At 65.6% G+C, this 25,265-nt stretch carries 19 protein-coding genes; 14 read left to right on the top strand and 5 right to left on the bottom strand.

The features are described 5' to 3' along the window. Window positions 1-52: 52 nt before the first annotated feature. Window positions 53-1,780 (bottom strand): FAD-dependent oxidoreductase, encoded by a 1,728-nt coding sequence (locus tag AC3RCP_RS27960; protein WP_492571879.1) that lies wholly within the window; start codon window positions 1,778-1,780, stop codon window positions 53-55. Window positions 1,781-1,989: 209 nt separating this feature from the next. Between AC3RCP_RS27960 and AC3RCP_RS27955 the strand changes: the two genes are divergently transcribed. The 4 genes from AC3RCP_RS27955 to AC3RCP_RS27940 all read left to right on the top strand — a co-directional run bounded on the left by AC3RCP_RS27955 (window position 1,990) and on the right by AC3RCP_RS27940 (window position 6,143). After that, on the top strand, window positions 1,990-2,766 hold the full coding sequence (locus AC3RCP_RS27955) for an IclR family transcriptional regulator (protein ID WP_007928890.1): 777 nt from the start codon (window positions 1,990-1,992) through the stop codon (window positions 2,764-2,766). 501 nt (window positions 2,767-3,267) lie between these two features. Beyond that, window positions 3,268-4,323, top strand: coding sequence for a Gfo/Idh/MocA family protein (locus tag AC3RCP_RS27950; protein WP_492571878.1), 1,056 nt, complete (start codon window positions 3,268-3,270; stop codon window positions 4,321-4,323). Between the two features lie 2 nt (window positions 4,324-4,325). Continuing rightward, on the top strand, window positions 4,326-5,141 hold the full coding sequence (locus tag AC3RCP_RS27945) for a sugar phosphate isomerase/epimerase family protein (RefSeq protein WP_492571877.1): 816 nt from the start codon (window positions 4,326-4,328) through the stop codon (window positions 5,139-5,141). A gap of 123 nt (window positions 5,142-5,264) precedes the next feature. Continuing rightward, window positions 5,265-6,143, top strand: a complete 879-nt coding sequence (locus AC3RCP_RS27940; protein ID WP_492571876.1) for a DMT family transporter — start codon at window positions 5,265-5,267, stop codon at window positions 6,141-6,143. 95 nt (window positions 6,144-6,238) lie between these two features. Here the strand turns inward: AC3RCP_RS27940 and AC3RCP_RS27935 are convergent, their stop codons facing one another. Then, complete coding sequence (locus tag AC3RCP_RS27935) at window positions 6,239-7,576, bottom strand: MFS transporter (RefSeq protein WP_492571875.1); 1,338 nt, start codon at window positions 7,574-7,576, stop codon at window positions 6,239-6,241. Window positions 7,577-8,223: 647 nt separating this feature from the next. Here AC3RCP_RS27935 and quiC point away from each other — a divergent pair. Together quiC and AC3RCP_RS27925 are read left to right on the top strand one after the other, a co-directional pair. Next, window positions 8,224-10,134, top strand: a complete 1,911-nt coding sequence (quiC, locus tag AC3RCP_RS27930; protein ID WP_492571874.1) for a 3-dehydroshikimate dehydratase QuiC — start codon at window positions 8,224-8,226, stop codon at window positions 10,132-10,134. Between the two features lie 104 nt (window positions 10,135-10,238). Next, window positions 10,239-10,916, top strand: a complete 678-nt coding sequence (locus AC3RCP_RS27925; RefSeq protein ID WP_492571873.1) for a TetR/AcrR family transcriptional regulator — start codon at window positions 10,239-10,241, stop codon at window positions 10,914-10,916. 4 nt (window positions 10,917-10,920) lie between these two features. On the opposite strand, the gene pdxR is transcribed toward AC3RCP_RS27925, so the two are convergent. Next, on the bottom strand, window positions 10,921-12,408 hold the full coding sequence (pdxR, locus tag AC3RCP_RS27920) for a MocR-like pyridoxine biosynthesis transcription factor PdxR (RefSeq protein WP_492571872.1): 1,488 nt from the start codon (window positions 12,406-12,408) through the stop codon (window positions 10,921-10,923). A gap of 137 nt (window positions 12,409-12,545) precedes the next feature. Here pdxR and AC3RCP_RS27915 point away from each other — a divergent pair, with 137 nt between their 5' ends. After that, window positions 12,546-13,745, top strand: a complete 1,200-nt coding sequence (locus AC3RCP_RS27915) for a benzoate/H(+) symporter BenE family transporter (RefSeq protein ID WP_492571871.1) — start codon at window positions 12,546-12,548, stop codon at window positions 13,743-13,745. Between the two features lie 98 nt (window positions 13,746-13,843). Here AC3RCP_RS27915 and AC3RCP_RS27910 read toward each other — a convergent pair whose 3' ends face one another. Together AC3RCP_RS27910 and aroQ are read right to left on the bottom strand one after the other, a co-directional pair. Continuing rightward, a complete protein-coding gene (locus AC3RCP_RS27910) occupies window positions 13,844-14,698 on the bottom strand; it encodes a shikimate dehydrogenase (protein ID WP_492571870.1) in 855 nt (284 codons plus the stop codon). Continuing rightward, window positions 14,695-15,144: a type II 3-dehydroquinate dehydratase gene (gene aroQ, locus AC3RCP_RS27905; protein WP_053262762.1), complete on the bottom strand. Its 450-nt coding sequence runs from the start codon at window positions 15,142-15,144 to the stop codon at window positions 14,695-14,697. Before aroQ ends, AC3RCP_RS27910 begins: the two co-directional genes overlap by 4 nt. A gap of 256 nt (window positions 15,145-15,400) precedes the next feature. On the opposite strand from aroQ, the gene AC3RCP_RS27900 reads away from it, so the two are divergent. The 7 genes from AC3RCP_RS27900 to AC3RCP_RS27870 all read left to right on the top strand — a co-directional run bounded on the left by AC3RCP_RS27900 (window position 15,401) and on the right by AC3RCP_RS27870 (window position 25,193). Continuing rightward, complete coding sequence (locus tag AC3RCP_RS27900; protein ID WP_415261618.1) at window positions 15,401-15,919, top strand: RNA polymerase sigma factor; 519 nt, start codon at window positions 15,401-15,403, stop codon at window positions 15,917-15,919. A gap of 63 nt (window positions 15,920-15,982) precedes the next feature. Next, the gene (locus tag AC3RCP_RS27895; RefSeq protein WP_492571869.1) at window positions 15,983-16,987 is read left to right on the top strand and encodes a FecR family protein; all 1,005 of its coding nucleotides are present in this window, start codon (window positions 15,983-15,985) and stop codon (window positions 16,985-16,987) included. A gap of 130 nt (window positions 16,988-17,117) precedes the next feature. Beyond that, window positions 17,118-19,802, top strand: a complete 2,685-nt coding sequence (locus AC3RCP_RS27890) for a TonB-dependent receptor (protein ID WP_492571868.1) — start codon at window positions 17,118-17,120, stop codon at window positions 19,800-19,802. Window positions 19,803-19,883: 81 nt separating this feature from the next. Further along, on the top strand, window positions 19,884-20,504 hold the full coding sequence (locus AC3RCP_RS27885; RefSeq protein WP_097305187.1) for a heme acquisition protein HasA: 621 nt from the start codon (window positions 19,884-19,886) through the stop codon (window positions 20,502-20,504). Window positions 20,505-20,722: 218 nt separating this feature from the next. Beyond that, window positions 20,723-22,501 (top strand): type I secretion system permease/ATPase, encoded by a 1,779-nt coding sequence (locus AC3RCP_RS27880; protein WP_492571867.1) that lies wholly within the window; start codon window positions 20,723-20,725, stop codon window positions 22,499-22,501. Further along, window positions 22,498-23,853: an HlyD family type I secretion periplasmic adaptor subunit gene (locus AC3RCP_RS27875; protein WP_492571866.1), complete on the top strand. Its 1,356-nt coding sequence runs from the start codon at window positions 22,498-22,500 to the stop codon at window positions 23,851-23,853. Before AC3RCP_RS27880 ends, AC3RCP_RS27875 begins: the two co-directional genes overlap by 4 nt. Beyond that, on the top strand, window positions 23,850-25,193 hold the full coding sequence (locus AC3RCP_RS27870; RefSeq protein ID WP_492571865.1) for a TolC family outer membrane protein: 1,344 nt from the start codon (window positions 23,850-23,852) through the stop codon (window positions 25,191-25,193). Before AC3RCP_RS27875 ends, AC3RCP_RS27870 begins: the two co-directional genes overlap by 4 nt. The last annotated feature ends 72 nt before the right edge of the window (window positions 25,194-25,265 follow it).

Below are 25,265 nucleotides of genomic sequence, written 5' to 3'. Positions count from 1 at the left end.
GGGCCTTCAAGCGATCTCAATAACCACGCTCTCTTCGAGGGTGATTGCTGGCTTATTCGTAAGCGCTGGCGCCCGCGATGTGCCGCCCGGCGATATAGCCGAAGGTCAGCGCCGGGCCGAGATTGATACCGCCGGCGGGGTAGTGGCCGCCCATGATGCTGGCCATGTCGCTGCCGGCGGCATACAGGCCGGCGATGGCCTGGCCCTGGCCGTCGAGCACCTGGGCGTGGGGGTTGACCTTGAGCCCGGCGAACGTGCCGAAGCAGCCCGGCTGGACTTTCACCGCGTAGAACGGCCCCTGTTCGATGGGCGCCACGCACGGGTTGGGTTGCTGGCGCGGGTCGCCCTGCTTGCGGTTGTAGGGCGTCGAGCCCCGGCCGAACAGCGGGTCCTGGCCTTGTCGGGCATGCCGGTTGTATTCCGCCAGGGTGGCGCGCAAGCCGTCCGCATCGATGCCGCAGGCCTGGGCCAGCTCCTCGATGCTCGCGCCACGCTTCAGGTAGCCACTGCGGATAAAGGGCGCCAGCGGCACCGGGAAGGGCCGGGAGATGCCCAGGCCATAGCGGCGCTGGAAGCCGTGGCTGCAGATCAGCCACGACGCCACTTCTTCGCTCTCGGGCGCCGCCGCGACCATCGCTCGCACATAGTCGTAGTAACCGTCGGCTTCGTTGACGAAGCGCTGGCCGTTGCGCAAGACGCCGATGACTCCCGGCTTGCTGCGTTCGATGATGTGCGGGAAATGTCCGCGGCTGCCGTCCTGGTAGGGCACCGCGGAGACCGGGGCCCAGGCCACGGGGGATTCCATGTCGGTATCGACCCGGGCACCGACGCTTTCCCCCAGGCGCAAGCCGTCGCCCGAGACCGCCAACGGCGGCAGGGCCAGATGCTCGTGGCCGGTGGGCGTGCGTGGGAACAGCGCCTTGCGCCGCTCGATGTCGTTGGCGAAGCCACCGGCCGCCAGCACCACCGCTTTGCGGGCGCGGATACGAATGGGCCCCCGGGTGGCGCTGCTGACAATCGCCCCGGTCACCGCGTCGCCGTCACGCAGCAATTCGGTGACCGGCGCCGATTCCCAGAGCAGTACGCCAAGGTCCTGCGCCGACTTGGCCAGGCGCGCCACCAGAGCCACACCGTTGACCAGTTGCAGGGCGCGGCGATGGGTGATGAGGTCGAGCAGGTGGCGAGCGACGCGTTTGCTCACGTGCCAGGCCGCCGGCAGCGAGCGACTCAGGTTGAGGAAGGCCGTCAGGTCGGCGCCGGCCATGATCGGCATGCCGATGAACGAGGTTTCGCGCATCGTCTTGCGCAGGCGCTTGAGCAGCGTGCCGACCTCGCGCCCATCGTAGGGCGCGGCGATCACCGAGCGTCCGCCGGTGCCGGCGCCCGGCGTATCGCCGTGGATATCGGCGATGGCGTTGCCGTCGGCGAATTGCAGTGCGGTATGGCGCTCGAAGAACGACACCATGCGCGGGCCGGCTTCGAGGAAGGCGTCGATCATTGCTGGCCGGTAGCGTTCACCCAGTTCATGTTTCAGGTAAGTACGCGGCAGTTCCACGTCCTCGACTATGCCGGCCCGTCGCGCCAGCGGGTTGCACGGCACCCAGGCCCAGCCGCCGGACCAGGCGGTGGCACCGCCGAACACCGGGTCTTTCTCCACCACTATGACCTTCAGGCCATGCCAGGCCGCGGTCACGGCCGCCGAAAGGCCGGCGGCGCCGGAGCCGACGACCAGCACGTCGCAATCGATATCGGGGTGGTGCAGGGAGGCGGTGGCAGGCATGGAAGAAGCAACTCCGCTAAACGAACGATTATTGTTTTTGGAACTTGATTCCAAAAAATATACGGAGTCGAATAGTCGGCAGCAAGGCGAGGGCAGGATCATCTGCGCCGTGCCGAGGTTTTTATGGGCGGTTATCGAACGAGGCCGCGGTGTGTTTCCCATTGCGCCGGTTGTCACTAGAATCGGCCAAATTTCGTCTGGACCCGACCATGGCCGGCAGTCAAATCGAGCGCGTCTTCAGCGTTCTGGAAAGTCTTACCAGCGACCCTCGCGGCCTGCCGATGCAGACCCTGGCCGAGCAGCTGGGCATCCCCAAAAGCGCCACCCACCGGCTGTTGGCGGAGCTGATCCGCCTGGGTTACGTACGCCAGAACCCGGACAACCTGCGCTATCACCTGTCGACCAAGCTGGTGGCCATGGGCTTTCGCTACCTGTCCAGCAGCGGCGCGGATATCGTCCAGCCGGTGCTCGACCGGCTGGCCCAGGAAACCGGCGAGCTGGTGCGCCTTGGGGTGATCGAGGACGAGCGCCAGACCTGGATCGCCAAGTCCCAGGGCGCCCGTTCCGGGTTGCGCTACGACCCCGACATGGGCCGCGAGGCGCCGTTGTTCTATACCGCTTCCGGGCATGCCTGGCTGGCCTGCCTGAGCGATGCCGAGGCGTTATCGCTGGTGGAGCGCCAGGCCGCCGAGATCCCCGCGGACCTGGGCCCGAACGCGCCGCGCTCGAACATCGAACTGCTCGAACGCCTGCGCCTGGCCCGGGAACAGGGCTACGCCTGGGTCGAGGAAAGTTCGGCGGTGGGCACCTCGGCGGTGGCCGCGGTGGTGCGTCATCCGGTCGACGGCCGGGTGGTTGGAGTGCTGAGCATCGCCGGCCCCAGCGCGCGCATGCCGCTGGCGCGCCTGCATGAACTGGCGCCGCTGCTGTTGAAGTTCACCGACGAACTCTCGGCCGCCAGCCAGGCCTCCGAACTCTTCAGCTGACCCTGTAGCCGCTGGCGCGGCCTGCGATCGGCTCCGCAGGAGCCGCAAAACCGCTCACTACGGGTGGGGCAGGCTGAACGCGATCGCCTGTTTTGCGGCCGCTGCGCGCCCGATCGCAGCCTCGCGGAGCTCGGCAGCGGCTACAGGGTTTCCTCGTGTTCTGTAGCCGCTGGCGCAGCCTGCGATCGGCTCCGCAGGAGCCGCAAAACCGGCCTCTGCGGTGGGACAGGCTGAATGCGGTCGCCTGTTTTACGGCCGCTGCGCGCCCGATCGCAGCCTCGCGGGGCTCGGCAGCGGCTACAGGGTTTCCTCGTGTTCTGTAACCGCTGGCGCAGCCTGCGATAAGCTCGGGCCACGCTGGTCGCAGGGCCTTCCCGATCTCAAGCCTTAAAGCTGTTCGCTGATCGGACACTATTTCGTTTTGCTCTTGTGTGAAAGTGGAACCGAGTTCTAAATATTTGAAATCTCACGTTCCCATAACAATCACAAGAGGATCCCGCCTTGCACTCGCCTTTGCGCATTGCCCTGATCGGCGCCGGCAACATGGGCCAGCAGCATTGCCAGCACCTCAAGACCCTGACTGAGGCCAGGCTCTGCGCCGTGGCCGATCCCGGTCCGCTAGCCGCCGGGATCGCCGCGCAGTGGCAGGTGGCGTATTACCCCGACCATGGACTGATGCTCGAACAGGCCCGCCCCGACGCCGTGATAGTCGCCAACCCGAACAACCTGCACGTCGGCACCGCCCTGGATTGCCTGGAGGCCGGGGTGCCGGTGCTGCTGGAGAAACCGGTCGGCGTGCACTTGGATGAAGCGCGCGAACTGGTGGCCGCGGTGAAAAGCAGCGGTGTTCCGGTGCTGGTGGGCCATCACCGGCGCCACAATCCGCTGATCGTTCGCGCCCATGCGCTGGTGCGGGGCGGGGCATTGGGCCGGCTGACCACGGTCACCGCGCTCTGGCAGTTGCAGAAGCCCGACAGCTATTTCGAGATTCCCTGGCGCCGCGAACCCGGGGCCGGGATGCTGCTGACCAACCTGATTCACGACCTCGACCTGCTGCGTCATCTGTGCGGCGAGGTGCATCAGGTGCAGGCCGTCACCAGCAACGCGGTGCGTGGTTTTGCCAACGAGGATTGCGCCGCCGTCCTGCTGCAATTCGCCAACGGTGCCCTGGGCAGCCTGACCGGTTCCGACGCCGTGGCGGCGCCCTGGAGCTGGGAGCTGGATTCCGGCGAAAACCCGGTATACCCGCGCCAGGCCGACCAGCCGTGCTACCTGCTGGCTGGCACCGCTGGCGCCCTGAGCATTCCGCAGCTCAAGCGCTGGCAGTACGCCGAGGCCGGCGCCGGCTGGCATCAGCCGTTGCTGGCGGTCGAGGAACCTTTCACCGCCGCCGAGGCCCTGCGCCTGCAGTTGCAGCATTTCGTCAGCGTGGCGCGGCGCGAGGTCGAGCCGCTGGTCAGCGTGGCCGATGCGGCGCGGACCCTGGCGCTGATCGAGGCGATCCGCGAAGCGGCGGTGACCGGTCGGGCCTGTGCCCCGGCGCTGATCGAGGGATGAGCATGAGCGAACGTATTCTGTCCCTGGCCAGCCTCACGGTGCTGGAAATTTCACCGCCGCAGATGGTCGAGGTGGCGGCCCGTGCCGGTTACAGCCACGTCGGTTTGCGCCTGGTACCGGCGACGCCACAGGAGCATCACTTTGCCCTGGTGGCCGATGCCGAGCTGCGCCGACAGACCCTCAGCCGCCTGCGCGACACCGGCGTCGGCGTGCTGGATGTGGAGATCCTGCGGCTCGAGCCGCACACCCGGGTGGCGGATTTCGAAGCGGTGCTGGCGGTCGGCGCGGAGTTCGGCGCCAGCGAGCTGCTGGTGGCCGGCAACGACCCCGACGAGGGGCGCATGACCGAGCGCTTTGCTGAACTGTGCGACCTGGCGTCGATCTACGGCCTGCACCCGCACCTGGAGTTCATGCCCTGGACCGATGCACGCAACCTGGAACAGGCGCTGCGGGTGGTGGAGAACGCCGGCCGCGACAACGCCGGCGTGCTGGTGGATGCATTCCACTTCGATCGCTCGGCCTCGCGCCTGGAGAACTTGGCAAAGGTCGCGCCGGCGCGGCTGCGTTATGCCCAGCTGTGCGACGTGGCCGGCCCGCGACCGGACGATATGCAGGAGATCCTGCGCCAGGCCCGCAACGAACGGCGTTTCCCCGGGGATGGCGATTGCGACCTGGCGGGGCTCTTGCATTGCCTGCCGGCCAACCTGCCGTTGAGCCTGGAGATCCCCACGGTGAAATTGCTCGAGCAGGGCGTCGGCGCCTTGGAGCGGGCGCAGATCGCCCTGGACAAGACCCGGGCGTTGTTGGCGCGGATTTAGCGGGTAGCAGGTGTGACCCTTTTCGCGGGCAAGCCTCGCTCCTACGGACGCCGCGTCTGTAGGAGCGAGGCTTGCCCGCGAAGCTGTTTCTACAAACAAAACCTATCTTGAGAGACCCTGCGGATGACCCTCAGCACACCCCTTTCCGGTGTCAACCAGCCCTTCAAGGGCATCCTGCTGGTCGTCGTGGCGACCTTTCTGTTTTCCAGCCACGACGCCCTGTCGAAGTACCTCTCGGGGTTCTATCCGATCGTGATGGTGGTCTGGGCCCGCTACCTGATTCATACCCTGCTGATGGCCGGGATCTTCCTGCCGCAATCGGGCCTGCGAGTGTTGCGCACCAAGCGGCCGTTGCTGCAGCTGGCGCGGGCCTTGTGCCTGCTCGGCACCAGCCTGCTGTTCACCTCGGCGCTGCTGTTTATCCCGCTGGCGGAAGCCACCGCGGTCAACTTCCTGGCACCGGTGCTGGTCACCGCGCTGTCGGTGCCGCTGCTGGGCGAGCGGGTCACGAAGGGCCAGTGGCTGGCGGTGATCTGCGGCTTTATCGGCGTGCTGATCATCGTTCACCCGGGCGGCGACCTGTTCACTCCGGCGGTGCTGCTGCCGTTCTGCTCGGCGCTGTTTTTCTGCTTTTACCAACTGCTGACCCGCAAGCTCGCCGAGCATGACAGCCCGACCACCAGCAACTTCTTCGCCGGCCTGTGCAACACCCTGGTGATGAGCGCGCTGGTGCCGTTCTTCTGGCAGGTGCCGAGCTTTATCCATGGCGTGCTGATGCTGGCGCTGGGGGCCTGCGGCATGACCGCCCACCTGTTCCTGACCCAGGCATTCCGCCACGCGGCGCCGGCGCTGCTGGCGCCGTTCGGCTATTGCCAGATCGTTTTCGCCGGGCTGCTGGGCTGGCTGTTGTTCAGCCATACACCGCAGCCGATCACCCAGCTGGGCATCGCGGTGATCTGTCTCAGCGGCCTGGCGGCTGCCTGGCAACAGCGCCGGAGCTGAGCGGAATTCATCAAGGGAGCGCCAGCCGGGTATTGGCTGGCAAGAGGGAGAACGAAAAAAAGCAGGCCCGGAACCGGGCCTGCGAGAGGAAAGCGTCAGTCTTCTACTTTCGGAATCTTGCGGGGGGCCATGAAGTACATCCAGGTCAGGGCAATGAAGTACATCGCCGGGATCAGGGTGAACAGCACGGTGTAGTTGTTGTTGGTGACGGTCAGGATATGGCCCACCAGCTGGGTCATGAACATGCCGCCGATGGCTGCGCACATGCCGCCGAAACCGAACACCGTGCTCATCATGTGCTTGGGCGTGTAGTCCATCACCAGGCTCCAGATGTTGGCGGTCCAGGCCTGGTGCGCGCCGATGGCCAGGGAGATGGCGAGCACCGCGATCCACAGGTTGCTGGCGCCGGCGGCCATGACCACGCTGACGATGCAGCAGGCGAACAGCAGCATGGACATCAGGCGCGCCTTGATCGGGTTGACTCCGCGGCCGATCAGGAACGACGAGAGGATGCCGCCGCCGACGCTGCCGAAGTCGGCGGTCAGGTAGATGATGATCAGCGGGATACCCATCTGGGTCACGTTGATGCCCAGGTTGTATTGCTGGTTGAGGAAGGGTGGCAGCCAGTACAGGTAGAACCAGAACACCGGCGCGGTGATCGAGTAGGCCAGGGCGAAGGCCCAGGTGCCGCGCATGCGCAGGATGCGCGAGAAAGGCACGCGGGTCTGTTCCGGCTCGACTTCTTTCTGGATGTACTCGAGCTCGGACTGTTTGACGCTCGGGTGGTCTTCCGGGTTGAAGTACTTCAGGCCCCAGAACAGCAGCCAGACACCGCCCAGCGCGGCCATGCACAGGAATGCCGCCTGCCAGCCCCAGGCGTGCAGGATCAACGGCAGCAGCATCGGGGTGAACATGGCGCCGACGTTGGTCCCGGCGTTGAAGATGCCGGTGGCCACCGCGCGTTCGCCGGCCGGGAACCACAGGCGCGTGGTCTTCACGCAGGCCGGGTAGTTGGCGGCCTCGGTCAGCCCGAGGATGAAGCGGCAGACCATGAAGCCCGCGGCCGAAGTGGCCAGGCCGTGAGCGCCGGTGGCCAGGCTCCACAGCAGCACCGCGAAGAAGAACACGCGCTTGACGCCGACCCGGTCGATCAGCCGTCCTTGCAGGACGAAACCGATGGCGTAGCCGACCTGGAACCAGAAGTTGATGTTGGCGTAGTCCATCGCCGTCCAGCTCATTTCCTTGGCCAGGATCGGCTGCATCACACCCAGTGCGGCGCGGTCGATGTAGTTCAGGGTGGTGGCGAAGAACACCAGGGCGAGCATGCCCCAGCGGGTCTTGCCGACCGCCATGGCGCCGCGGATCTTGTCGCCGATGCCGCCGGAGGCGGTGCCGAGGCTCGGGGCCATGCGGGAGCTTTGAGAAGGAATCATGTGTGCCATCCGTTCAATGACTGACGAGGGACAACTCGTCGGGACTCAAGGGCGCGTGATCGATCGTCGGCTGGGCGGACGGGCCGCGGGTGAACGCGATGATCGATCGGCTGAGTGCTTTCGGCGACGCGCGTCGGGCGCGGCGGTGGAAAGCGGGCTGGTCAGCGTGCAAGCACGGTTCAGCCCAGGGGCCGTAGTGCGTCCGTCTGAAGGCGGCGGTTGGAGGCGTGGCCGGGTGAGAGCCGCAGGGCCAGGCAGAGAGGTGTGGCGTTGAGTGCAAGCATTAGGGTGTACCCGATTTTTGAAATTTTTATGGTGTGTTCTGGGTCTTTGGCGATTGAAGCCAGCGGTTCGGGGCCGGCTCAATGTGCTGTCGATGGTGCGCAGCGGACGAAAAATCGTCAATTCGCCAACGGCCATTTTGTTCGATAATCGCACGAAAAACTAACTGGTTCGTACACTTTGAATTGCTGTCTGTACTGCCCGGCTCAATAATCCGCCCCATCCAATAACAAACGTACCTGTAGCCGCTGCCGCAGGCTGCGATCGCCCGCGAAGCGGGCGCGGGATCTTCAGTGCGCTGGAGGACCTGCGGCAGCGGCCACAGGCACGGCGCCCGATCTGTGGTCATTACCGGGAGTTGAAACATGCAGCGTTCCATTGCCACCGTCTCCTTGAGCGGTACCCTGCCGGAAAAACTCGAAGCCATCGCCGCCGCCGGTTTCGACGGCGTGGAGATTTTCGAGAACGACCTTCTCTACTACGACGGCAGCCCCCGGGAAATCCGCCAGATGTGCGCGGACCTGGGCATCGCCATCACCCTGTTCCAACCCTTTCGCGATTTCGAAGGCTGCCGCCGCGATCGCCTGCAACGCAACCTGGAACGTGCCGAGCGCAAGTTCGACCTGATGCAGGAACTGGGCACCGACCTGGTGCTGGTGTGCAGCAATGCTGCGGCCGACAGCGTCGGCGACCGGCAGATCCTGGTGGACGACCTGCGCCTGCTGGCCGAGCGCGCTGGCAGCCGTGGCCTGCGGATCGGCTACGAAGCCCTGGCCTGGGGCCGGCACGTCAATACTTATCAACAGGTCTGGGACATCGTCCGCGAGGCCGACCATCCAAGCCTGGGCGTGCTGCTCGACAGCTTCCACACCCTGTCGCTCAAGGGCGACCCGGCGGCGATCGCCGAGATTCCCGGGGACAAGATCTTCTTCGTGCAGATGGCCGACGCGCCGATCCTGGCCATGGATGTGCTGGAGTGGAGCCGGCATTTTCGCTGCTTCCCGGGGCAGGGCGATTTCGACCTGCCGGGGTTCCTCGCGCCGATCATCAAGAGCGGCTACACCGGGCCTTTGTCCCTGGAAATCTTCAACGACGGTTTTCGCGCCGCGCCACCCCGGGCCAATGCCGCGGACGGCTTGCGTTCGCTGCTGTACCTCGAAGAGAAAACCCGCCAGCGCCTGGCACAGGAAGCCACGCCGGTGGCCAATCTCGATACGCTGTTCGCGCCGCCGCCGGCCAGTGAATACGGCGGCACCGAGTTTCTCGAGTTCGCCGTGGACGAAGCGCTGGGCGCCAAGCTCGGTGGCTGGCTGGAACGCCTGGGGTTCGCCAAGGCCGGCCAGCACCGCTCGAAGAATGTCAGCCTGATGCGCCAGGGCGATATCAACCTGATCCTCAACTCCGAGCCTTACTCCTTTGCCCACAGCTTCTTCGAAGCCCACGGCCCTTCGGTGTGCGCCACGGCGATCCGGGTCAAGGACAGCGCCAAGGCGCTGGAGCGCGCGGTGGCCTACAAGGGCCAGCCGTACCGCGGGCTGGTGGGCCCCAACGAACTGGAACTGGCCGCCGTGCGCGAGCTGGATGGCAGCCTGATCTACCTGGTGGATCAGGAGCAGGGTGGGCAGCACCTGTACGACACCGATTTCAATATGCTTCCCGGGGTGGTGGCCAAGGGCGGCCTCAAGCGCATCGACCACATGGCCATGGCGCTGCCGGCCGACAACCTCGACAGCTGGGTGCTGTTCTACAAGAGCCTGCTGGATTTCACCGCCGACGACGAAGTGGTGCTGCCCGACCCCTACGGGCTGGTGAAGAGCCGAGCGCTGCGCAGCCGTTGCAGCAGCATTCGGTTGCCGCTGAACATTTCCGAGAACCGCAAGACCGCGATCTCCCATGCGCTGTCCAGCTATGGCGGCTCGGGTGTGCATCACATCGCCTTCGACTGCGACGACATCTTTGCCGAAGTCAGTCGGGCCAAGGAGGCGGGCGTGCCGCTGCTGGACATCCCGCTGAACTATTACGATGACCTGGCGGCGCGCTTCGATTTCGACGACGAGTTCCTCAGCGAACTGGCCTACTACAACGTGCTCTACGACCGTGACGCCCAGGGTGGCGAGCTGTTCCACGTCTACACCGAGCCGTTCGAGGGGCGCTTCTTCTTCGAGATCATCCAGCGCAAGAATGGCTATGTCGGGTATGGCGCGGCGAACGTCGCGGTACGTCTGGCGGCCATGGCCAAGTCGCGCAGTGGCGGGGTGCGACAGGCCAAGTTGTAGGAGTTTCGTAACGGCGGCGGCAAAGGGCCGCCGTCCTGCTTTCCTTCGCTGCGCGACGCGGCCCATAATCGCCCGCGTGTGCAGCGATGGCCGTGAGCCCCAGAATGACAATGACCACAGAACTCTCCGTAGTGCCCGAGCAGTCCGTGAACGAGCCGCGCAAGAGTCGCAAGAACAACCCGGAAAAGACCCGCGAGAACATTCTTCAAGAAGCCATTGTGGAGTTCGTGCAGCAGGGTCTGTCCGGCGCTCGGGTGGATGCCATCGCCGAGCGCATCCACACCTCCAAGCGCATGATCTATTACTACTTCGGCAGCAAGGAGCAGCTGTACGTCGAGGTGCTGGAGAAGCTCTACGGCGATATCCGCAGCACCGAAAGCCGCCTGCACCTGGCGGAACTGGCGCCGCGCGATGCGATTCGCCGGCTGGTGGAGTTCACCTTCGATCACCACGACCGCAACGTCGATTTCGTGCGCATCGTCAGCATCGAGAACATCCACAACGCCGAGTACGTGAAGCGCTCCGAGGCGATCAAGGCGATGAACAACACCATCCTCCATGCCCTGGGCGAGATCCTCCGGCGCGGGGCCGACGAGGGCGTGTTCCGCGCCGGCCTGGACCCGCTGGATGTGCACTTGCTGATCAGCTCGTTCTGCTTCTACCGCGTGTCCAACCGCCACACTTTCGGCGAGATCTTCCAGATCGACCTGCCCGACGAGACGATCAAGCAGCGTCACCGCGAGATGATCTGCGAGTCGGTGTTGCGTTACTTGCAGGCCTGATTGCCTAAAGGGTTGAGCCCCGTTGCCGATCGATCAGACGGCACAGGGTTTCAACCGCATCCTGCATCGACTCCGCCCGGGTATTGCCAAAGCCCATCAACAAGCCAGGACGTGGCCGGCCCTGGGCACCAACGAAAAACCCTGACAGCGGCGCGACGCCGATTTTTCGGGCATGGGCGGCGGCAGCGATAGCCTGGTCGTCGAGGCCATCGGGCAGTTCGGCGAGCAGATGCAATCCGGTAGCGCTGCTGGCTACCCTCATACGCTCGCTGCCGGCGTTGTGAATGGCTGCCAGCAAGGCTGCGCGACGTTGTGCATAAACCGCCTGGCTACGACGGATATGGCTACCGAGGTGGCCATTGCCGATGAATTCCGCCGCCGTCGCCTGGAGCGACAAAGGTACGCGGTGGCCACTGCCATTGCGCACCTTGCACAACACGTTCACCACCGCCTCGGGGGCGACCAGGAACCCCAGGCGCAGCCCCGGCGCCAGCAGCTTGCTCAAGGTCCCCACATAAATCACCCGCCCCTGATGACCGTCCAGGGCCTTGAGCGCCGGTGTTGACGCGCCGCCGTAACGAAACTCGCTGTCGTAATCGTCTTCGAGGATGAAGGCATCGGCATCGTGGGCCCATTGCAGCAAGGCCAGGCGTCGCGCCAGGCTCATGCCGACCCCCAGGGGATACTGGTGCGAAGGCGATACCAGCGCGAGCCTGGCGTCCGGCGCGAGCCGGCGGCCGGCCTGCACATCCAACCCTTCTTTATCTACTGCAACGCCCACCGCCTGCACGCCAGCCAGCAACACGCTGCGATAGGCCGCATCGTAGCCGGGGTTCTCGACCCAGACGCGATCTCCCTGGTCGGTGAGCGCCAGTGTCGCAATCGACACCGCCGCTTGGGCACCGGGAGTAATCACGATGTGACTGGCCTGGCAGACCACCCCGCGTGCCGCGCCCAGGTAAGCCGCCAAGGCTTCGCGTAATGGCAGGAAACCCTGTGGGTCGCCGTAGGACAGGTCGGGAAGCGGCCGGCGTCGCCAGAACCGACCTTCCAGGCGCCCCCACAGGGCATAGGGAAAGGCGTCCAGCGCCGGCAGGCCCGGAGTCAGCGGCCAGGCGGCGGAGGCCATGGACATCGAGTCGTTCCCCGTCAACGCCCGGGCCCGGGTGGAGCCGATGGTGGCCCCTGTCCGGGCGGGCGGCGAGGCCGTTGGTTCGGCGATGCGGGCCATGACATAGGTGCCCGAACCTGTCCGCGCCTCCAGGAACCCCTCGGCGATCAACTGCCCATAGGCCTCGGTCACGGTCATGCGTGACAGCCCCAGCTGGGCCGCCAGCACGCGTGAGGCCGGCAGGCGGATCCCGGCCTTGACGCTGCCATCGGCGATGCCTTTGCGCAGGAACAGCAGCAATTGCTCGCGCAAGGACAAGTGGCCGTCCTTGGCCAGTTGCAGACGGTTCCAGATGGGATAGGCGGTTTTACGGGTTTTCATCGAGGACCTGTGGATTGTCGGACTGCGCGACAAGCTGGAAAAGTGGTCTGGGATATTGATGGAAAGTGGATATTTTATATAGACCATTACCCGCGGATACTCCCTCACCTCGCCAACACATCCAGAGGGGCCCACCGATGAAAACCGCCAGCATCAGAATTGCCGACCTGCTGCATCCGAGCGTTGCCGCGCTGATTTCGGTCATCGTCAATTACGGGGGAACCTTCATTCTGGTTTTCCAGGGGGCCAAGGCGGCCGGATTGAGTCCCGAGCAGACCGCTTCGTGGATCTGGTCGATCTCGATCGGCGTCGGCCTGACCGGCGCCTGGCTAAGTTATCGCTATCGCGAACCGATCATTACCGCCTGGTCGACCCCGGGCGCGGCCTTCCTGATCGCGGTACTGCCGAGCACGCCTTATCCGGAAATGATCGGCGCCTTCATGCTGTCGGCTGTCGGCTTCGTCGTGCTGGGTATCTCGGGTTATTTCGAGCGGGTGGTGAAGCTGATCCCGCCGGGAATCGCGGCCGGTCTGCTGGCGGGCATTTTGCTGCGCTTCGGGATTGGTGCTTTCGACGGGGCGGGGGTGGATCCTTTGCTGGTGGGCGCGCTGCTGCTCAGCTATGTGCTGCTACGCCGCTTTACCGCGCGTTATGCGATTGTCGGGGTGTTGCTGATCGGCATCGTGCTGTTGCTCGGGCTGGGGCAAGTCAGTTTCGCCAGCCTCGAACTCAAGCCGGCCGTGCCGGTGCTGACCTTGCCGGTGTTCTCGCTGAATGCGCTGCTGAGCGTGGCCCTGCCGTTGTTCCTGATCACCCTGACCGGCCAGTACATGCCCGGCATGCTGGTGCTGCGCAACGACGGATTCAAGACCAGTGCCAATCCGATTCTCACTGCGACAGGGATGGGCTCTTTGTTGATGGCGCCGTTCGGTTCCCATGCATTCAACGTCGCCGCGATTACCGCCGCCATCTGTACGGGCAAGGAGGCGCATGAGGAGCCCGCCAAGCGTTATCTGGCCGGGCTCGCTTGTGGGGTGTTCTATCTGCTGGTGGGGATTTTCGGCAGCACCCTGGCGGCGCTGTTCGTGGTCCTGCCGGCGACCTTTATCACCACCCTGGCGGGCCTGGCCCTGCTGGGTGCGATCGGCGGCAGCCTCGCCACCGCGCTGGTCGAGCCTAGTGGCCGGGAAACCGCCTTGATCACCTTCCTGGCGACCGCTGCCAATATCACCTTGTTCGGTTTGGGCGGCGCATTCTGGGGATTGCTGGCGGGGTTGCTGGCGCACGGCGTGATGCACGGCCGGCTGCGGCCAGCCGGACGTCATGAACGCGCGTAGTCGCAAGGGGAGGAATGCAACGGGCTGCCTGACCGTGTGACAGGCACCTGTCGAGAGCGGAGCTGATCACAGCCCCGCACCGACCCGGTCATGCATTGTCAGCCATTCATGCTCTGGAAATGCGCGAGCATGCGCTGGGCATCCGGCGTTATGCCGCTGAACAGCTCGAACGCCTTCACTGCCTGAAACACCGCCATGTTGCCGCCGTCCAGGGTGCGGCAACCGAGGGCGCGGGCGTTGCGCAGCAGTTCGGTTTCCAGTGGGAAGTAGACGATCTCCGCGACCCACAGCTCAGGGCGCAGCAACTCGACCGGCACCGGCATGCCCGGCAGCTTGGCCATGCCCATCGGCGTGGTGTTCACCAGGCCGTCGGCGGCGGCCAGGGTGGTGGGCAGGTCGACGCCGGCCTTGGCCCGGCCGGGGCCGAAATGCTGGTTGAGGTTGTCCGCCAGGCTCTGGGCGCGGGCGCTTTCCACATCGAAGATATGCAACTGTTGCACGCCTTCGCTGAGCAGCGCATGGGCCACTGCCGCACCGGCACCGCCGGCGCCCATTTGCACCACACGCTCCAGGGCTACGCCCTGCAAGCCGCGGCGGAAACCTTCGGCAAAACCCAGGCAATCGGTGTTGTGGCCGACGCGCCTGCCGTCCTTGAGCACCACGGTGTTCACCGCGCCGATGCCGCGGGCCTCGGGCGACAGCTCGTCAAGCAGCGGGATGATGCTCTGCTTGCAGGGAAAGGTGATGTTCAACCCGGTGAAGTTCATGCGCTCGGCGGCCAGCAGCAGGTCGGGCAGAGCGTTGCTGTCGAGTTGCAGATGGTCCAGGTCGATCAGCCGGTACAGGTAGCGCAGGCCCTGGGCATCGCCTTCGTGCTCATGCAGCGCCGGGGTGCGCGAGGCCTGGATGCCGGCGCCGATCAGTCCGGCCAGTACTTTGTTCTGCTGGGTCATGCCTGGGCTCCTTGAAAACGCTGGCTGAAATGCGCCAGGGCCAGGCGATAGCCATGGCTGCCGAAGCCGCACATGACCGCCAGGGCGATGCCCGAGACAAAGGAGTGATGGCGGAACGGTTCGCGGGCGTGGACGTTCGACAGGTGCACTTCGATCACCGGCAGCTCGCTGGCCACCAGGGCATCGCGGATTGCTACCGAGGTGTGGGTCCAGGCCGCCGGGTTGATTACGATCCCGGCGCAACGGCCACGGGCGCCGTGAATCCAGTCCAGCAGTTCGCCTTCGTGGTTGGTCTGGCGAAACTCCACGGTCAGGCCGAACTCCTCGGCGGCACGCCCGCATTGGGCGGAAATGTCGGCCAGGGTCTCGTGACCGTAAGTGGCGGGTTCGCGGGTGCCGAGCAGGTTCAGGTTCGGGCCGTTGAGCACCAGAACGATAGGGCGCATGAGGGGAATTCTCCGTTGTTATTGTGGGCGCGGCTTGAGCGGCCAGCGGCTGTCGCTAAATTGTACTAACTAGTTAATTTGGTCAATGAGCCGGGGGACGGCCCCGAAATAATGGTTCGATAATCGAACAATACCCGGATGAGTGGAGAAGTTCTTTCACCTTCTCGGCAGAAGATGCGTATTCATATCAATTGAAAGTAATTCTTAGTAAGCCGTAAGATGCCGGCCAATTTCCTTCAAGTTCCAGGGAGTCGGTTTGTCGGACGTGGATCTCAAGGGGCTGTTTCTCAAGCATGCCGCTACCTTGCGTGGGTATCTGGCGCGCAAGGTACGGGACCCGCAGTTGGCCGCTGATCTGGTGCAGGAGAGTTTCCTGCGGCTGGCCGAACAGACGCGCGGCGAGCGCATCGACAATTCCCAGGGTTATCTCTACCGAACGGCGAACAATCTGCTGATCGACCATGTCCGTCAGGAAGCGCGGCGCAAGACCGACACCGTGCCCCATGAGGCCCTGGCCGAGATCGAAGACGAGCAGGCCGGTCTGGAGGCTCAGGCGATGGCGCAGCAACAGCGCAAGGCATTGAAGCAGGCCATTCTGGAGTTGCCGTCGCGCACTCAGGAGATTTTCCGCTTGAACCGGATCGAAGGCATGACCCACGCCGAAGTGGCCAGGCATCTGGAGATTTCCGACAGCTCGGTGCAGAAACACCTGTCCAGGGCCCTGGCCCATGTGATGCAGCGCCTGGCTACCGGCGGTCGGGCGGCCGACGAGTGAGTTACGGTAAAAACCGGGGTCAGTCGTCACTGCTTATATATAACGAGAAATCGAGATTCACACGTGAATAGCCAGGGTCCGCAAGAGCGCAGTATCACTGAGGCCGCCGCCGACTGGGCGGTGCGTTTGCATGCCGCTGGACTGAGTGCCGCCGAGCAGGCCGAGCTGGAGCAATGGCAGGCGCGGGACCCGCGCCATGCCCAGGCGCTGGCGTTTGCCCGGCAGACCTGGGACGCGCTGGGCGAGCTGCGCCTGGAGCCGCAACTGGCGCAAGCGCGTCGGGCGCCCGCGTCCCGAGCCACGGCTATTCCCCGGCCGCGCCGTCGGCGTTTCCTGCCGCGGGCGGCCAGCGCCGCGGTGCTGGTGCTGGCCGTCGCGCTCGGCGGGTGGCAAGGGCCGCAAGCCTTGCTGCACATGCAGGCCGACTACCTCACCGGCAAAGGCGAAGTGCGCACCGTGCAGCTGGCCGACGGCAGTACCGTGGAGCTGGATTCGTCCAGCGCCATTCGCCTCGATTTCAACCAGACCCAGCGCCATGTGCATTTGCTCGCCGGCTCGGCGGTGTTCGACGTGGCGCCCATGGGCGGCGAGGAGAGCCGCCCTTTTGTGGTCGAGAGTGCCGGCGGGCAGACCCGCGCCCTGGGCACGCGCTTCGTGGTGGGGCGCGAGAGCGACCGGCAGGCCTGGGTCGGCGTGCTGCAACACAGCGTTGCCGTGAGCCTGGATACGCCAGCGCAGCAGGGCGCTTCCGAACGGGTGCTGCAGGAAGGGCAGAGCGCGCGCTACAACCCGCTGTCGGGGGTGGTTGCCCTGGAAGGTGTCGATCTGCAACGGGCCACCGGCTGGCGTCGTGGCGTGCTGGTGTTCGATCGCCAGCCGCTGGCGCTGGTAATCGAACAGCTCAATCGTTATCGCCCCGGCCGGGTGGTGCTGGGTAATGAGGCCTTGGCCCAGCGCCAGGTCAGCGGCGTATTCCGCCTGGACATGCTCGACACCGCCCTGGCCACCCTGACCCGGGAACTGCAGGTGCGGCACTTCGATCTGGCCGGCGTCAGCCTGATTTACTAAGGCCTGGCGCCGCCTGTTTCCTCCCCGTGAAAAATAATTGGAAAAAACCTTACTGAGTTTTCCTGCCTGGCACGTCTAGCTAACTGAGATGCATTCGCATCAATAAAACAGCCAGCGCAGGAATACGAGTATGAGGGTAAGCAGTCGCACTGGAGTTCACGCCGCAAGCCGCTTGGCCCTGGCCATTCACCTGGGCGCCGCGGGGCTGCTGCTCGATGCCGGCCTGGTGCGCGCGGCGCAGAGTGCCGCTGTTGCCGGCGCCGAGCAGCCAAGCCGCCTGATGTTCGACATTCCTGCGCAAGCCCTGGACAGCGCCGTGCTGGCCTTCGCCGAACAGGCCGGGCTGCAAGTGCTGTTCGACAGCCAGCGCCTCAAGGGCCTGCACAGCTCGCCGCTCAAGGGCAGCTACAGCGTCCAGGAAGGCCTGGCGCGTCTGCTGGGCAATGCGCCAGTGGAATACCGCTTCACCGGCGACAGCCAGGTCACCCTGAACCGTGTCGCCGCCGAGCACCAGGGCGCTTTGGCCCTGGCCACCACCACCGTGTCCGGCAACCTCGAAGGGCGAAAAAGCGATTGGGTCTACAGCACGCCGCGTTCGGTGAGCGTCGTCAGCCGTGAGCAGATCGATCGCAACCCGCCCCGGCACGCGGCGGACATGCTCGAAGAAACCAGTGGCGTGTATTCGGCGGTCAGCCAGCAGGACCCCGGCCTGTCGGTGAACATCCGCGGCATCCAGGATTACGGCCGGGTCAACATGTCGGTCGACGGCATGCGCCAGAACTACCAGCAGAGCGGCCACCAGCAACGCAACGGCACCCTGTATGTCGACCCCGAGCTGCTTTCCGAGGTGGTGATCGAGAAGGGCGCGTCCTCCAGCATGGGCGGTGCCGGGGTGATTGGCGGGATCGCCAACTTTCGCACCCTGGAAGCCCGCGACCTGATCAAGCCGGGCGAGGAAATCGGTGGGCGCATTCGCTTGACCAGCGGCCTGGGCGGGCGCAGCAACGGCACGCACTTTATCGGCAGTTCGGCCTTCGCCATCGGCACTGAGGTCTGGGACATGCTGGTCGCCGCCAGCGAGCGGCACCTGGGCGACTACGATCCGGGGACCCGCGGCAGCATCGGCGAACTGCGCACCGGCGGCTGGCGGGACCCTTCGATCAACGACCGGGTAAAGAACTCGCCGGTGGCCTATTCAGGTTCGGTGATGCGCTCGCGCCTGGCTAAGCTCGGGCTGAACCTGCCCCAGGACCAGCGCCTGCAATTCAGCTACCTGACCACCCAGGTGTCCTACGACGACGCCAACATGCTCAACACCGAGAAGGACCAGTTGTGGGAGAAGCTGGGCAGCAGCGATGTGCGCTCGCAGAACTTCGCCCTCGACTACAGCTACACCCCGGACAACTCACTGGTGGACTTCAAGGCCAAGCTCTATTACGTCGACAACCGCAACGACCAGAGCACCCTGCAACGGGGCATCACCCCCGGTTATTCGATCACCTACCAGACCGACACCTACGGCGCCCAGGCGCAGAACACCTCGACCTTCGCCCTCGGCGAGCTGTCGACGCTCAAGGCCAACTACGGCCTGGAGTTCTTCTACGACAAGGTGCGCCCGGACTCCAGCCAGCCGCTGGCGAGCGGTTCGGCGGTGAACGCCCCGGCCTCGGAAGGCATGACGCCCAAGGGCGACCGTGCGCTCGGCAGCCTGTTCGCCCGCCTGGACTATGACTACGACGGCTGGCTAAACCTGAATGCCGGGTTGCGCTACGACCGTTACCGGCTGCGCGGCGATACCGGGATCAATACCCGCACCTTCATTCTCGGCACCACCCGGCAAACCACGGTGCCGGTCAACTATGACGTGGACACCGAGGAAGGGCGTTTCTCGCCGACCTTCGGCCTGTCGATCAAGCCCGGCGTGGAATGGCTGCAACTGTTCGCCAGCTACGGCAAGGGCTGGCGTCCGCCGGCGATCACCGAGACTCTGATCACCGGCCGCCCCCACGGCGGCGGTGCCGAGAGCATGTACCCGAACCCCTTCCTGCGTCCGGAGCGTTCCACCACCTGGGAAGCCGGGGTCAATGTGTTCAAGGAAAACCTGTGGTTCGACGATGACCGGCTGGGGATCAAGGTCGCCTACTTCGACACCCGCGTCGAAGACTTCATCTTCATGAACATGGGCATGCAGCCCCCCGGCTACGGCATGGCCGGGATCGGCAACAGCGCCTACGTCAACAACCTGCAGGACACCCGCTTCAAGGGCGTGGAGTACCAGCTTGACTATGACGCCGGGCGCGCCTACGGGCAGTTGGCCTACACCCACATGATCGGCAGCAACGACTTCTGCTCGAAGACCGCCTGGCTGGGCGGAGTGACCCAGACCGTGAAGAACAGCACGGCCGGTCGCGCCCCGGTGGTCGGCATGCGTCCGGACCAACAGGCCAACAGTGCCAGCCACTGCAGCGCGATCCTCGGCTCGGCCGAACACATGCCGATGGATCGCGGCACCTTGACCCTGGGCGCGCGCTTCTTCGAGCGCAAGCTGGATATCGGCGCCCGGGCCCGCTACAGCGCGGGCTACTCGGAAGGCGGCAGCAACACCCGCACCACCACCAGCGTCTACCCCGCGGACTGGAAGTCCTACACCGTTTACGACCTGTACGGCAGCTACCGCGCCACCGAAGAACTGACCCTGCGCCTGGCGATGGAGAACGTCACCGACCGCGCCTACCTGGTGCCCATGGGCGACGTGCTGGCCTTCACCCTGGGGCGTGGCCGCACCTTGCAGGGCACCCTCGAATATCAGTTCTGACCGCTTTTGCCCAGAGAAGGGCAAAACCGCAGCGGGCATCGGCCCGCTGCGGAGTGACCAACCTATGTACTGGAGTTTTGCATGAGCATTTCCATTTCCTACAGCGCTACCTACGGCGGCGTCAGCGTTGCGAACTACCTCAATGACTGGTCGGCCTACTTTGGCGACGTCAACCATCGCCCGGGCCAGGTGGTCGATGGCACCAACACTGGCGGCTTCAACCCGGGCCCGTTCTCGGGTACCGAGTACGCGCTGAAGAGCACCAACAGCGACGCCGCGTTCGTGGCCGAAGGCAACCTGAACTACACCCTGTTCGAGAGCCCGAGCCACACCCTGTGGGGCAACCTGAACACCGTCTCGCTGGGCGACACCCTGACCGGTGGCCCGAGCGCCGGCGGCTACAACCTGGTCAGCCAGGAAGTCAGCTTCACCAACCTGGGCCTCAACAGCCTGCGCGACGAAGGCCGTGCCGGCGAGGTGCACAAGGTGGTCTATGGCCTGATGAGCGGCGACAGCTCGGCGCTGGCCGGGGAGATCGATGCCCTGCTCAAGGCGATCAGCCCGAACCTGTCGATCAACTCGACGTTCGACGACCTGGCCGCGGCCGGTGTCGCCCACGTCGCCCCGGCATCCGCCGCCGCGGCCGACATCGGCCTGGTGGGTGTGCAGGACGTGGCCCAGGACTGGGCGCTGGCAGCCTGAATGGCCGCTTGAGGCATAAAAAAACGAATGAAAGATCGCTCTTCCATTCGTTCGCTTGAATCACCCCCGTCGCCCGAGTTTTCGGAGGCCAGGGCGGCGGCGGTGGCAAATTCTGGGGAGCGCCGCGATGGCTGTCAACGCACGCGGCGCGCCTCTTGCCGACCCGCTCCGACGGAACGGGTGGCTGTGTATTTCTCGACTCCCAACAGGACACCTCGATGAGCAGGCCGAACCCACTTGCCGGTTCCGAGACGCTGGCGGCCCTGGCCGCCTATAAGAGCGGCTTCTTCAACATCGGCCTGTTCTCGGCGGTGATCAACCTGCTGATGCTGGCGCCCGCGCTGTACATGCTGCAGGTGTACGACCGGGTGCTGGCGTCCGGCAACCAGATGACCCTGTTGATGCTGACGCTGATGATCGTCGGTCTGTTCGGCCTGATGGGCGCCCTGGAGTGGGTGCGCAGCCAGGTGGTGATCCGCCTGGGCACGCAGATGGACATGCGCCTGAACCAGCGGGTCTACGACGCGGCCTTCGAGGCCCAGCTCAAGGGCAGCCCGCAAGCCGCCGGCCAGGCCCTGAATGACCTGACGGCCCTGCGCCAGTTCGCCACCGGCAATGCGCTGTTCGCGTTTTTCGATGCGCCGTGGTTTCCGGTCTACCTGCTGGTGATCTTTATGTTTCACCCCTGGCTCGGTTTGCTGGCCCTGGGTGGCGCGCTGCTGTTGGTGGCCCTGGCCTGGATCAACCAGCACATCTGCCAGGCGCCGCTGGCCGAGGCCAGCGAGCTGTCCATCGGCACCAGCCAGCAGGCCACGGCCAACTTGCGCAACGCCGACGCCATCGAAGCCATGGGCATGCTCGCCGCGCTGCGCGGGCGCTGGTTCGGCGGGCACCAGGCGTTCCTGGCCCAGCAGAACCTGGCCAGTGAAAAGACCGCGTTGATCAGCGCCTGGTCCAAGGGCGTGCGCCTGGCCCTGCAATCCTTGGTGCTGGGCCTCGGCGCGCTGCTGGCGGTGCAGGGGGAAATCACCCCGGGGATGATGATCGCCGGTTCGATCCTGATGGGCCGGGTGCTCAGCCCCATCGACCAACTGATCGCCGTGTGGAAACAGTGGAGCTCGGCGCGCCTGGCCTATGCGCGGTTGTCGGAGATGCTGCAGGCCAATCCGCCACGCCCGGCGCGCATGAGCCTGCCTACGCCCAAGGGCGAGTTGAGTGTCGAGCAGTTGAGCGCCTGCGCCCCCGGCAGTCGCCGGCCGGCCCTGGCCAACCTGGGGTTTACCCTGCCGGCCGGGCAGGTGCTGGGAGTCATCGGCCCCTCCGGTTGTGGCAAGTCGACCCTGGCGCGGCTGTTGGTGGGGGCCTGGACGCCGCTGGCGGGCAAGGTCCGCCTCGACGGCGCGGAACTGGGCCAGTGGGACCGCCAGCAACTTGGCCCGCACATCGGTTACCTGCCCCAGGATATCCAGCTGCTCGCCGGTAGCATCGCCGAGAACATCGCGCGCTTTGGCGAGGTGAACGCCGACCAGGTCCTGGCGGCGGCGCAGATGGCCGGGGTGCATCAGCTGATCCTGCAACTGCCGCAAGGCTATGACACGCGCCTGGGGGAGGGCGGGGCTGGACTGTCCGGGGGGCAGAAGCAGCGCATCGCCCTGGCCCGCGCGCTGTATGGCCTGCCGGCGCTGATCGTGCTCGACGAGCCCAACGCCAACCTCGATGAGGCCGGCGAGCAGGCGCTGTTGCAGGCGATTGCCCAGCTCAAGCAGCAGCGCCGCACCCTGGTGCTGATCACCCACAAGCCCAATGTGCTGAGCCTGACCGACCAGCTGATGATCCTGCGCGAGGGCCAGCTGCAGGCTTTCGGGCCGACGACGCGGGTCCTGGAAAGCATGCACAAGCCCAAGGCTCCGGTGGCGCCGGCGAGCACCCCGGCGGCCAGCATGAATGTCAGTTATCGCCTGGGCGTGGCCGCCACCGGCGAAGGAAAAAAAGCATGAGCCAAGCACAACCCATAGGTCGCCTGCCGACCGCCGACAACAACTATCGCGCCCCAGGCAACCTGCTGGCCCTGGACGAGAAGAAATACTCGCGCCTGGGCTGGCTGCTGGTGCTCGGCGGTTTTGCCGGCTTCCTCGGCTGGGCCGCGCTGGCGCCGCTGGACAAAGGGGTGGCGGTGGCTGGCAAGGTCATGGTCTCGGGGCATCGCAAGGCGGTGCAGCACCCCAGCGGCGGCATCATCGAGCGCATCGAGGTGCGCGACGGCGAAGTGGTCAGCGCCGGCCAGGTGTTGATTCGCCTCAAGGAACTGCCGCTGCGCACCCAGGTGCAGTCACTGCGCACGCAGTTCCTCGGCTCCCTGGCCAGCGAGGCCCGCCTGAACGCCGAGCGCGATGGCAGCCAGGTGCTGGCCTTTGCCCCGGAACTGCTGGCCCAGGCCGATGACCCGGAGGTGGCCGCCACCATGGCCCTGCAACGCCAGCTGTTCAGCAGCCGCGCCCAGGCCCTGGCCATGGAGCAGCAAGGCATCGCCGAAAGCATCGCCGGCTCCGAGGCTCAACTGCGCGGCACCCGCGATTCCCAGGCGAGCAAGGTGCTCCAGCGCAGCGCCTTGGACGAACAACTGCAAGGGCTGCGCGAACTCGCGCGCGACGGCTATATCCCGCGCAACCGGCTGCTGGACAGCGAGCGCCTGTATGCGCAGATCGACGGTTCGATCTCCGAGGATTTCGGGCGCATCGGCCAGTTGCAGCGGCAGATCCTCGAGATGCGCCTGCGCATTCGCCAACTGGCCGAGGAGTTCCAGAAAGAGCTGCGCAGCCAGCTGGCCGAAACCCGTACCCGCAGCGAAGACCTGCGCAACCGCCTGGCGTCGGCCGAGTTCGAGCTGGCCAACAGCCTGGTGCGCGCACCGGCGGCCGGGGTGGTGGTGGGGCTGGAGGTGTTCACCGAAGGCGGGGTGGTCAAGCCAGGGCAAGCGCTGATGGAGATCGTGCCCCAGGGCGAGCCGCTGCTGGTGGAGGCGCGGGTGCCGGTGCAGATGATCGACAAGGTGCACCCCGGGCTGCCGGTGGAGTTGATGTTCTCGGCCTTCAGCCAGAGCACCACGCCGCGGGTCGCCGGGCAGGTGACCCTGGTGTCGGCCGACAGGCAGGTGGACGAGCGCACCGACGAGCCCTATTACACCTTGCGGGCCGAGGTCAGCGCCGACGGCATGCAGCAGCTGCGCGGCTTGCAGATCCGTCCGGGCATGCCGGTGGAAGCCTTTGTGCGCACCGGCGAGCGCTCGATGCTCAATTACCTGTTCAAGCCGTTGCTGGACCGCACGCACATGGCACTGGTGGAAGAATGAACCGGCGTTTTATCCCCTGGCTGCTGGCCAGCCTGTATGGCCTGTGTACCCCGGCGGCCCACGCCCTGGGGCTGCTGGACGCCTACGCGCTGGCGGTGCGCAACGACCCGACCTTCCAGGCGGCGATCCAGGAACGCGACGCCGGCGAGGAGAACCGCGCACTGGGCCGCGCCGCCCTGTTGCCGACCCTGTCGTGGAACTACAACAACTCGCGCAACCAATCCGAGGTGACCCAGACCACGCCCCTGGGCGACTCTTCCACCGATCGCGACTACCGCAGCTACGCCTCGACCCTGACCCTGCAGCAGCCGCTGCTGGATTACGAAGCCTATGCGCGCTTTCGCCAGGGCGCGGCCCAGGCGCTGTTCGCCGACGAGCGTTTTCGCAGCAAGAGCCAGGAGTTGGCGGTGCGGTTATTGGGCGCCTACAGCCAGGCCCTGCTGGCCCAGGAACGTATCGAGCTGAGCCAGGCCCAGCGGCGCGCCTATGCCGAGCGCCTGCAACTGAACCAGCGTTTGCTCAATGGCGGAGAAGGCACCCGCACCGACGTGCTGGAAACCCAGGCGCGGTTGAGCCTGGCCCTGGCCGAGGAGATCGAGGCCCGCGACCTGCAGGACAGCGCCCTGCGTGAGCTGGAAGCGATAGTTGGCCAGCCGCTGCGGGTCGACGAGCTCGACCCGCTGGCCCGCCGATTCGCTATCCAGCCGGTGCAGCCCAACCGCTTCGAGAGCTGGCGCGACCTGGCCATCGCCAACAACCCGGAACTGGCTTCCCAGCAGCACGCGTTGCAGGCCGCGGAATATGAAGTGGAACGCAAGCGCGCCGGGCATCTGCCCACGGTCAGCCTCTACGCCAGCAGCCGCCAGACCAGCTCGGATTCGGAAAGCACCTACAACCAGAAATACGATACCAACAGCGTCGGCATCCAGGTCAGCCTGCCGCTGTTCGCCGGCGGCTCGGTTTCGGCGTCGACCCGCCAGGCGGCCAGCCAGCTGTCCCAGGCGCAATACGAGCTGGATGCGCAGACCGCCAACGTGCTGATCGAGTTGCGCAAGCAGTTCAACCTCAACACCAGCGGCGCCGCGCGGGTCCGGGCCTATGAGATGGCGGTCGAGTCGGCCGAAGCCCTGGTCCAGGCCACCCTGAAAAGCGTGCGCGGCGGCGAGCGAGTCAACCTCGACGTGCTGGATGCCGAGCAGCAGCTGTTCGGCGCCCGGCGCGACCTGGCCGATGCGCGGCATGCCTACCTGCTGGCGCGGATCCAGCTCCGGTTCTATGCCGGCCTGCTCAATGAACAAGACTTGCAGCAGCTGGCCGGCTACTTTCGCCCCATCAGCTGACACTCTTCTGTAGCCGCTGCCGCAGGCTGCGATAAGGTCCGCAGGACCTTCAGCGATTTCAAGATCGCCACG

The organism is Pseudomonas sp. GW822-FHT05A08 (assembly GCF_058800485.1).
This window is presented reverse-complemented; position numbering and strand designations above follow the sequence as displayed.

Bases quoted from the DNA above. Each gene is read 5' to 3' on its own strand.
- AC3RCP_RS27960 (WP_492571879.1), bottom strand. From the start codon at position 1,780: ATGCCTGCCACCGCCTCCCTGCACCACCCCGATATCGATTGCGACGTG.
- AC3RCP_RS27955 (WP_007928890.1), top strand. From the start codon at position 1,990: ATGGCCGGCAGTCAAATCGAGCGCGTCTTCAGCGTTCTGGAAAGTCTT.
- AC3RCP_RS27945 (WP_492571877.1), top strand. From the start codon at position 4,326: ATGAGCGAACGTATTCTGTCCCTGGCCAGCCTCACGGTGCTGGAAATT.
- AC3RCP_RS27940 (WP_492571876.1), top strand. From the start codon at position 5,265: ATGACCCTCAGCACACCCCTTTCCGGTGTCAACCAGCCCTTCAAGGGC.
- AC3RCP_RS27935 (WP_492571875.1), bottom strand. From the start codon at position 7,576: ATGATTCCTTCTCAAAGCTCCCGCATGGCCCCGAGCCTCGGCACCGCC.
- quiC (WP_492571874.1), top strand. From the start codon at position 8,224: ATGCAGCGTTCCATTGCCACCGTCTCCTTGAGCGGTACCCTGCCGGAA.
- AC3RCP_RS27925 (WP_492571873.1), top strand. From the start codon at position 10,239: ATGACAATGACCACAGAACTCTCCGTAGTGCCCGAGCAGTCCGTGAAC.
- pdxR (WP_492571872.1), bottom strand. From the start codon at position 12,408: ATGAAAACCCGTAAAACCGCCTATCCCATCTGGAACCGTCTGCAACTG.
- AC3RCP_RS27915 (WP_492571871.1), top strand. From the start codon at position 12,546: ATGAAAACCGCCAGCATCAGAATTGCCGACCTGCTGCATCCGAGCGTT.
- AC3RCP_RS27910 (WP_492571870.1), bottom strand. From the start codon at position 14,698: ATGACCCAGCAGAACAAAGTACTGGCCGGACTGATCGGCGCCGGCATC.
- aroQ (WP_053262762.1), bottom strand. From the start codon at position 15,144: ATGCGCCCTATCGTTCTGGTGCTCAACGGCCCGAACCTGAACCTGCTC.
- AC3RCP_RS27890 (WP_492571868.1), top strand. From the start codon at position 17,118: ATGAGGGTAAGCAGTCGCACTGGAGTTCACGCCGCAAGCCGCTTGGCC.
- AC3RCP_RS27885 (WP_097305187.1), top strand. From the start codon at position 19,884: ATGAGCATTTCCATTTCCTACAGCGCTACCTACGGCGGCGTCAGCGTT.
- AC3RCP_RS27880 (WP_492571867.1), top strand. From the start codon at position 20,723: ATGAGCAGGCCGAACCCACTTGCCGGTTCCGAGACGCTGGCGGCCCTG.
- AC3RCP_RS27875 (WP_492571866.1), top strand. From the start codon at position 22,498: ATGAGCCAAGCACAACCCATAGGTCGCCTGCCGACCGCCGACAACAAC.
- AC3RCP_RS27870 (WP_492571865.1), top strand. From the start codon at position 23,850: ATGAACCGGCGTTTTATCCCCTGGCTGCTGGCCAGCCTGTATGGCCTG.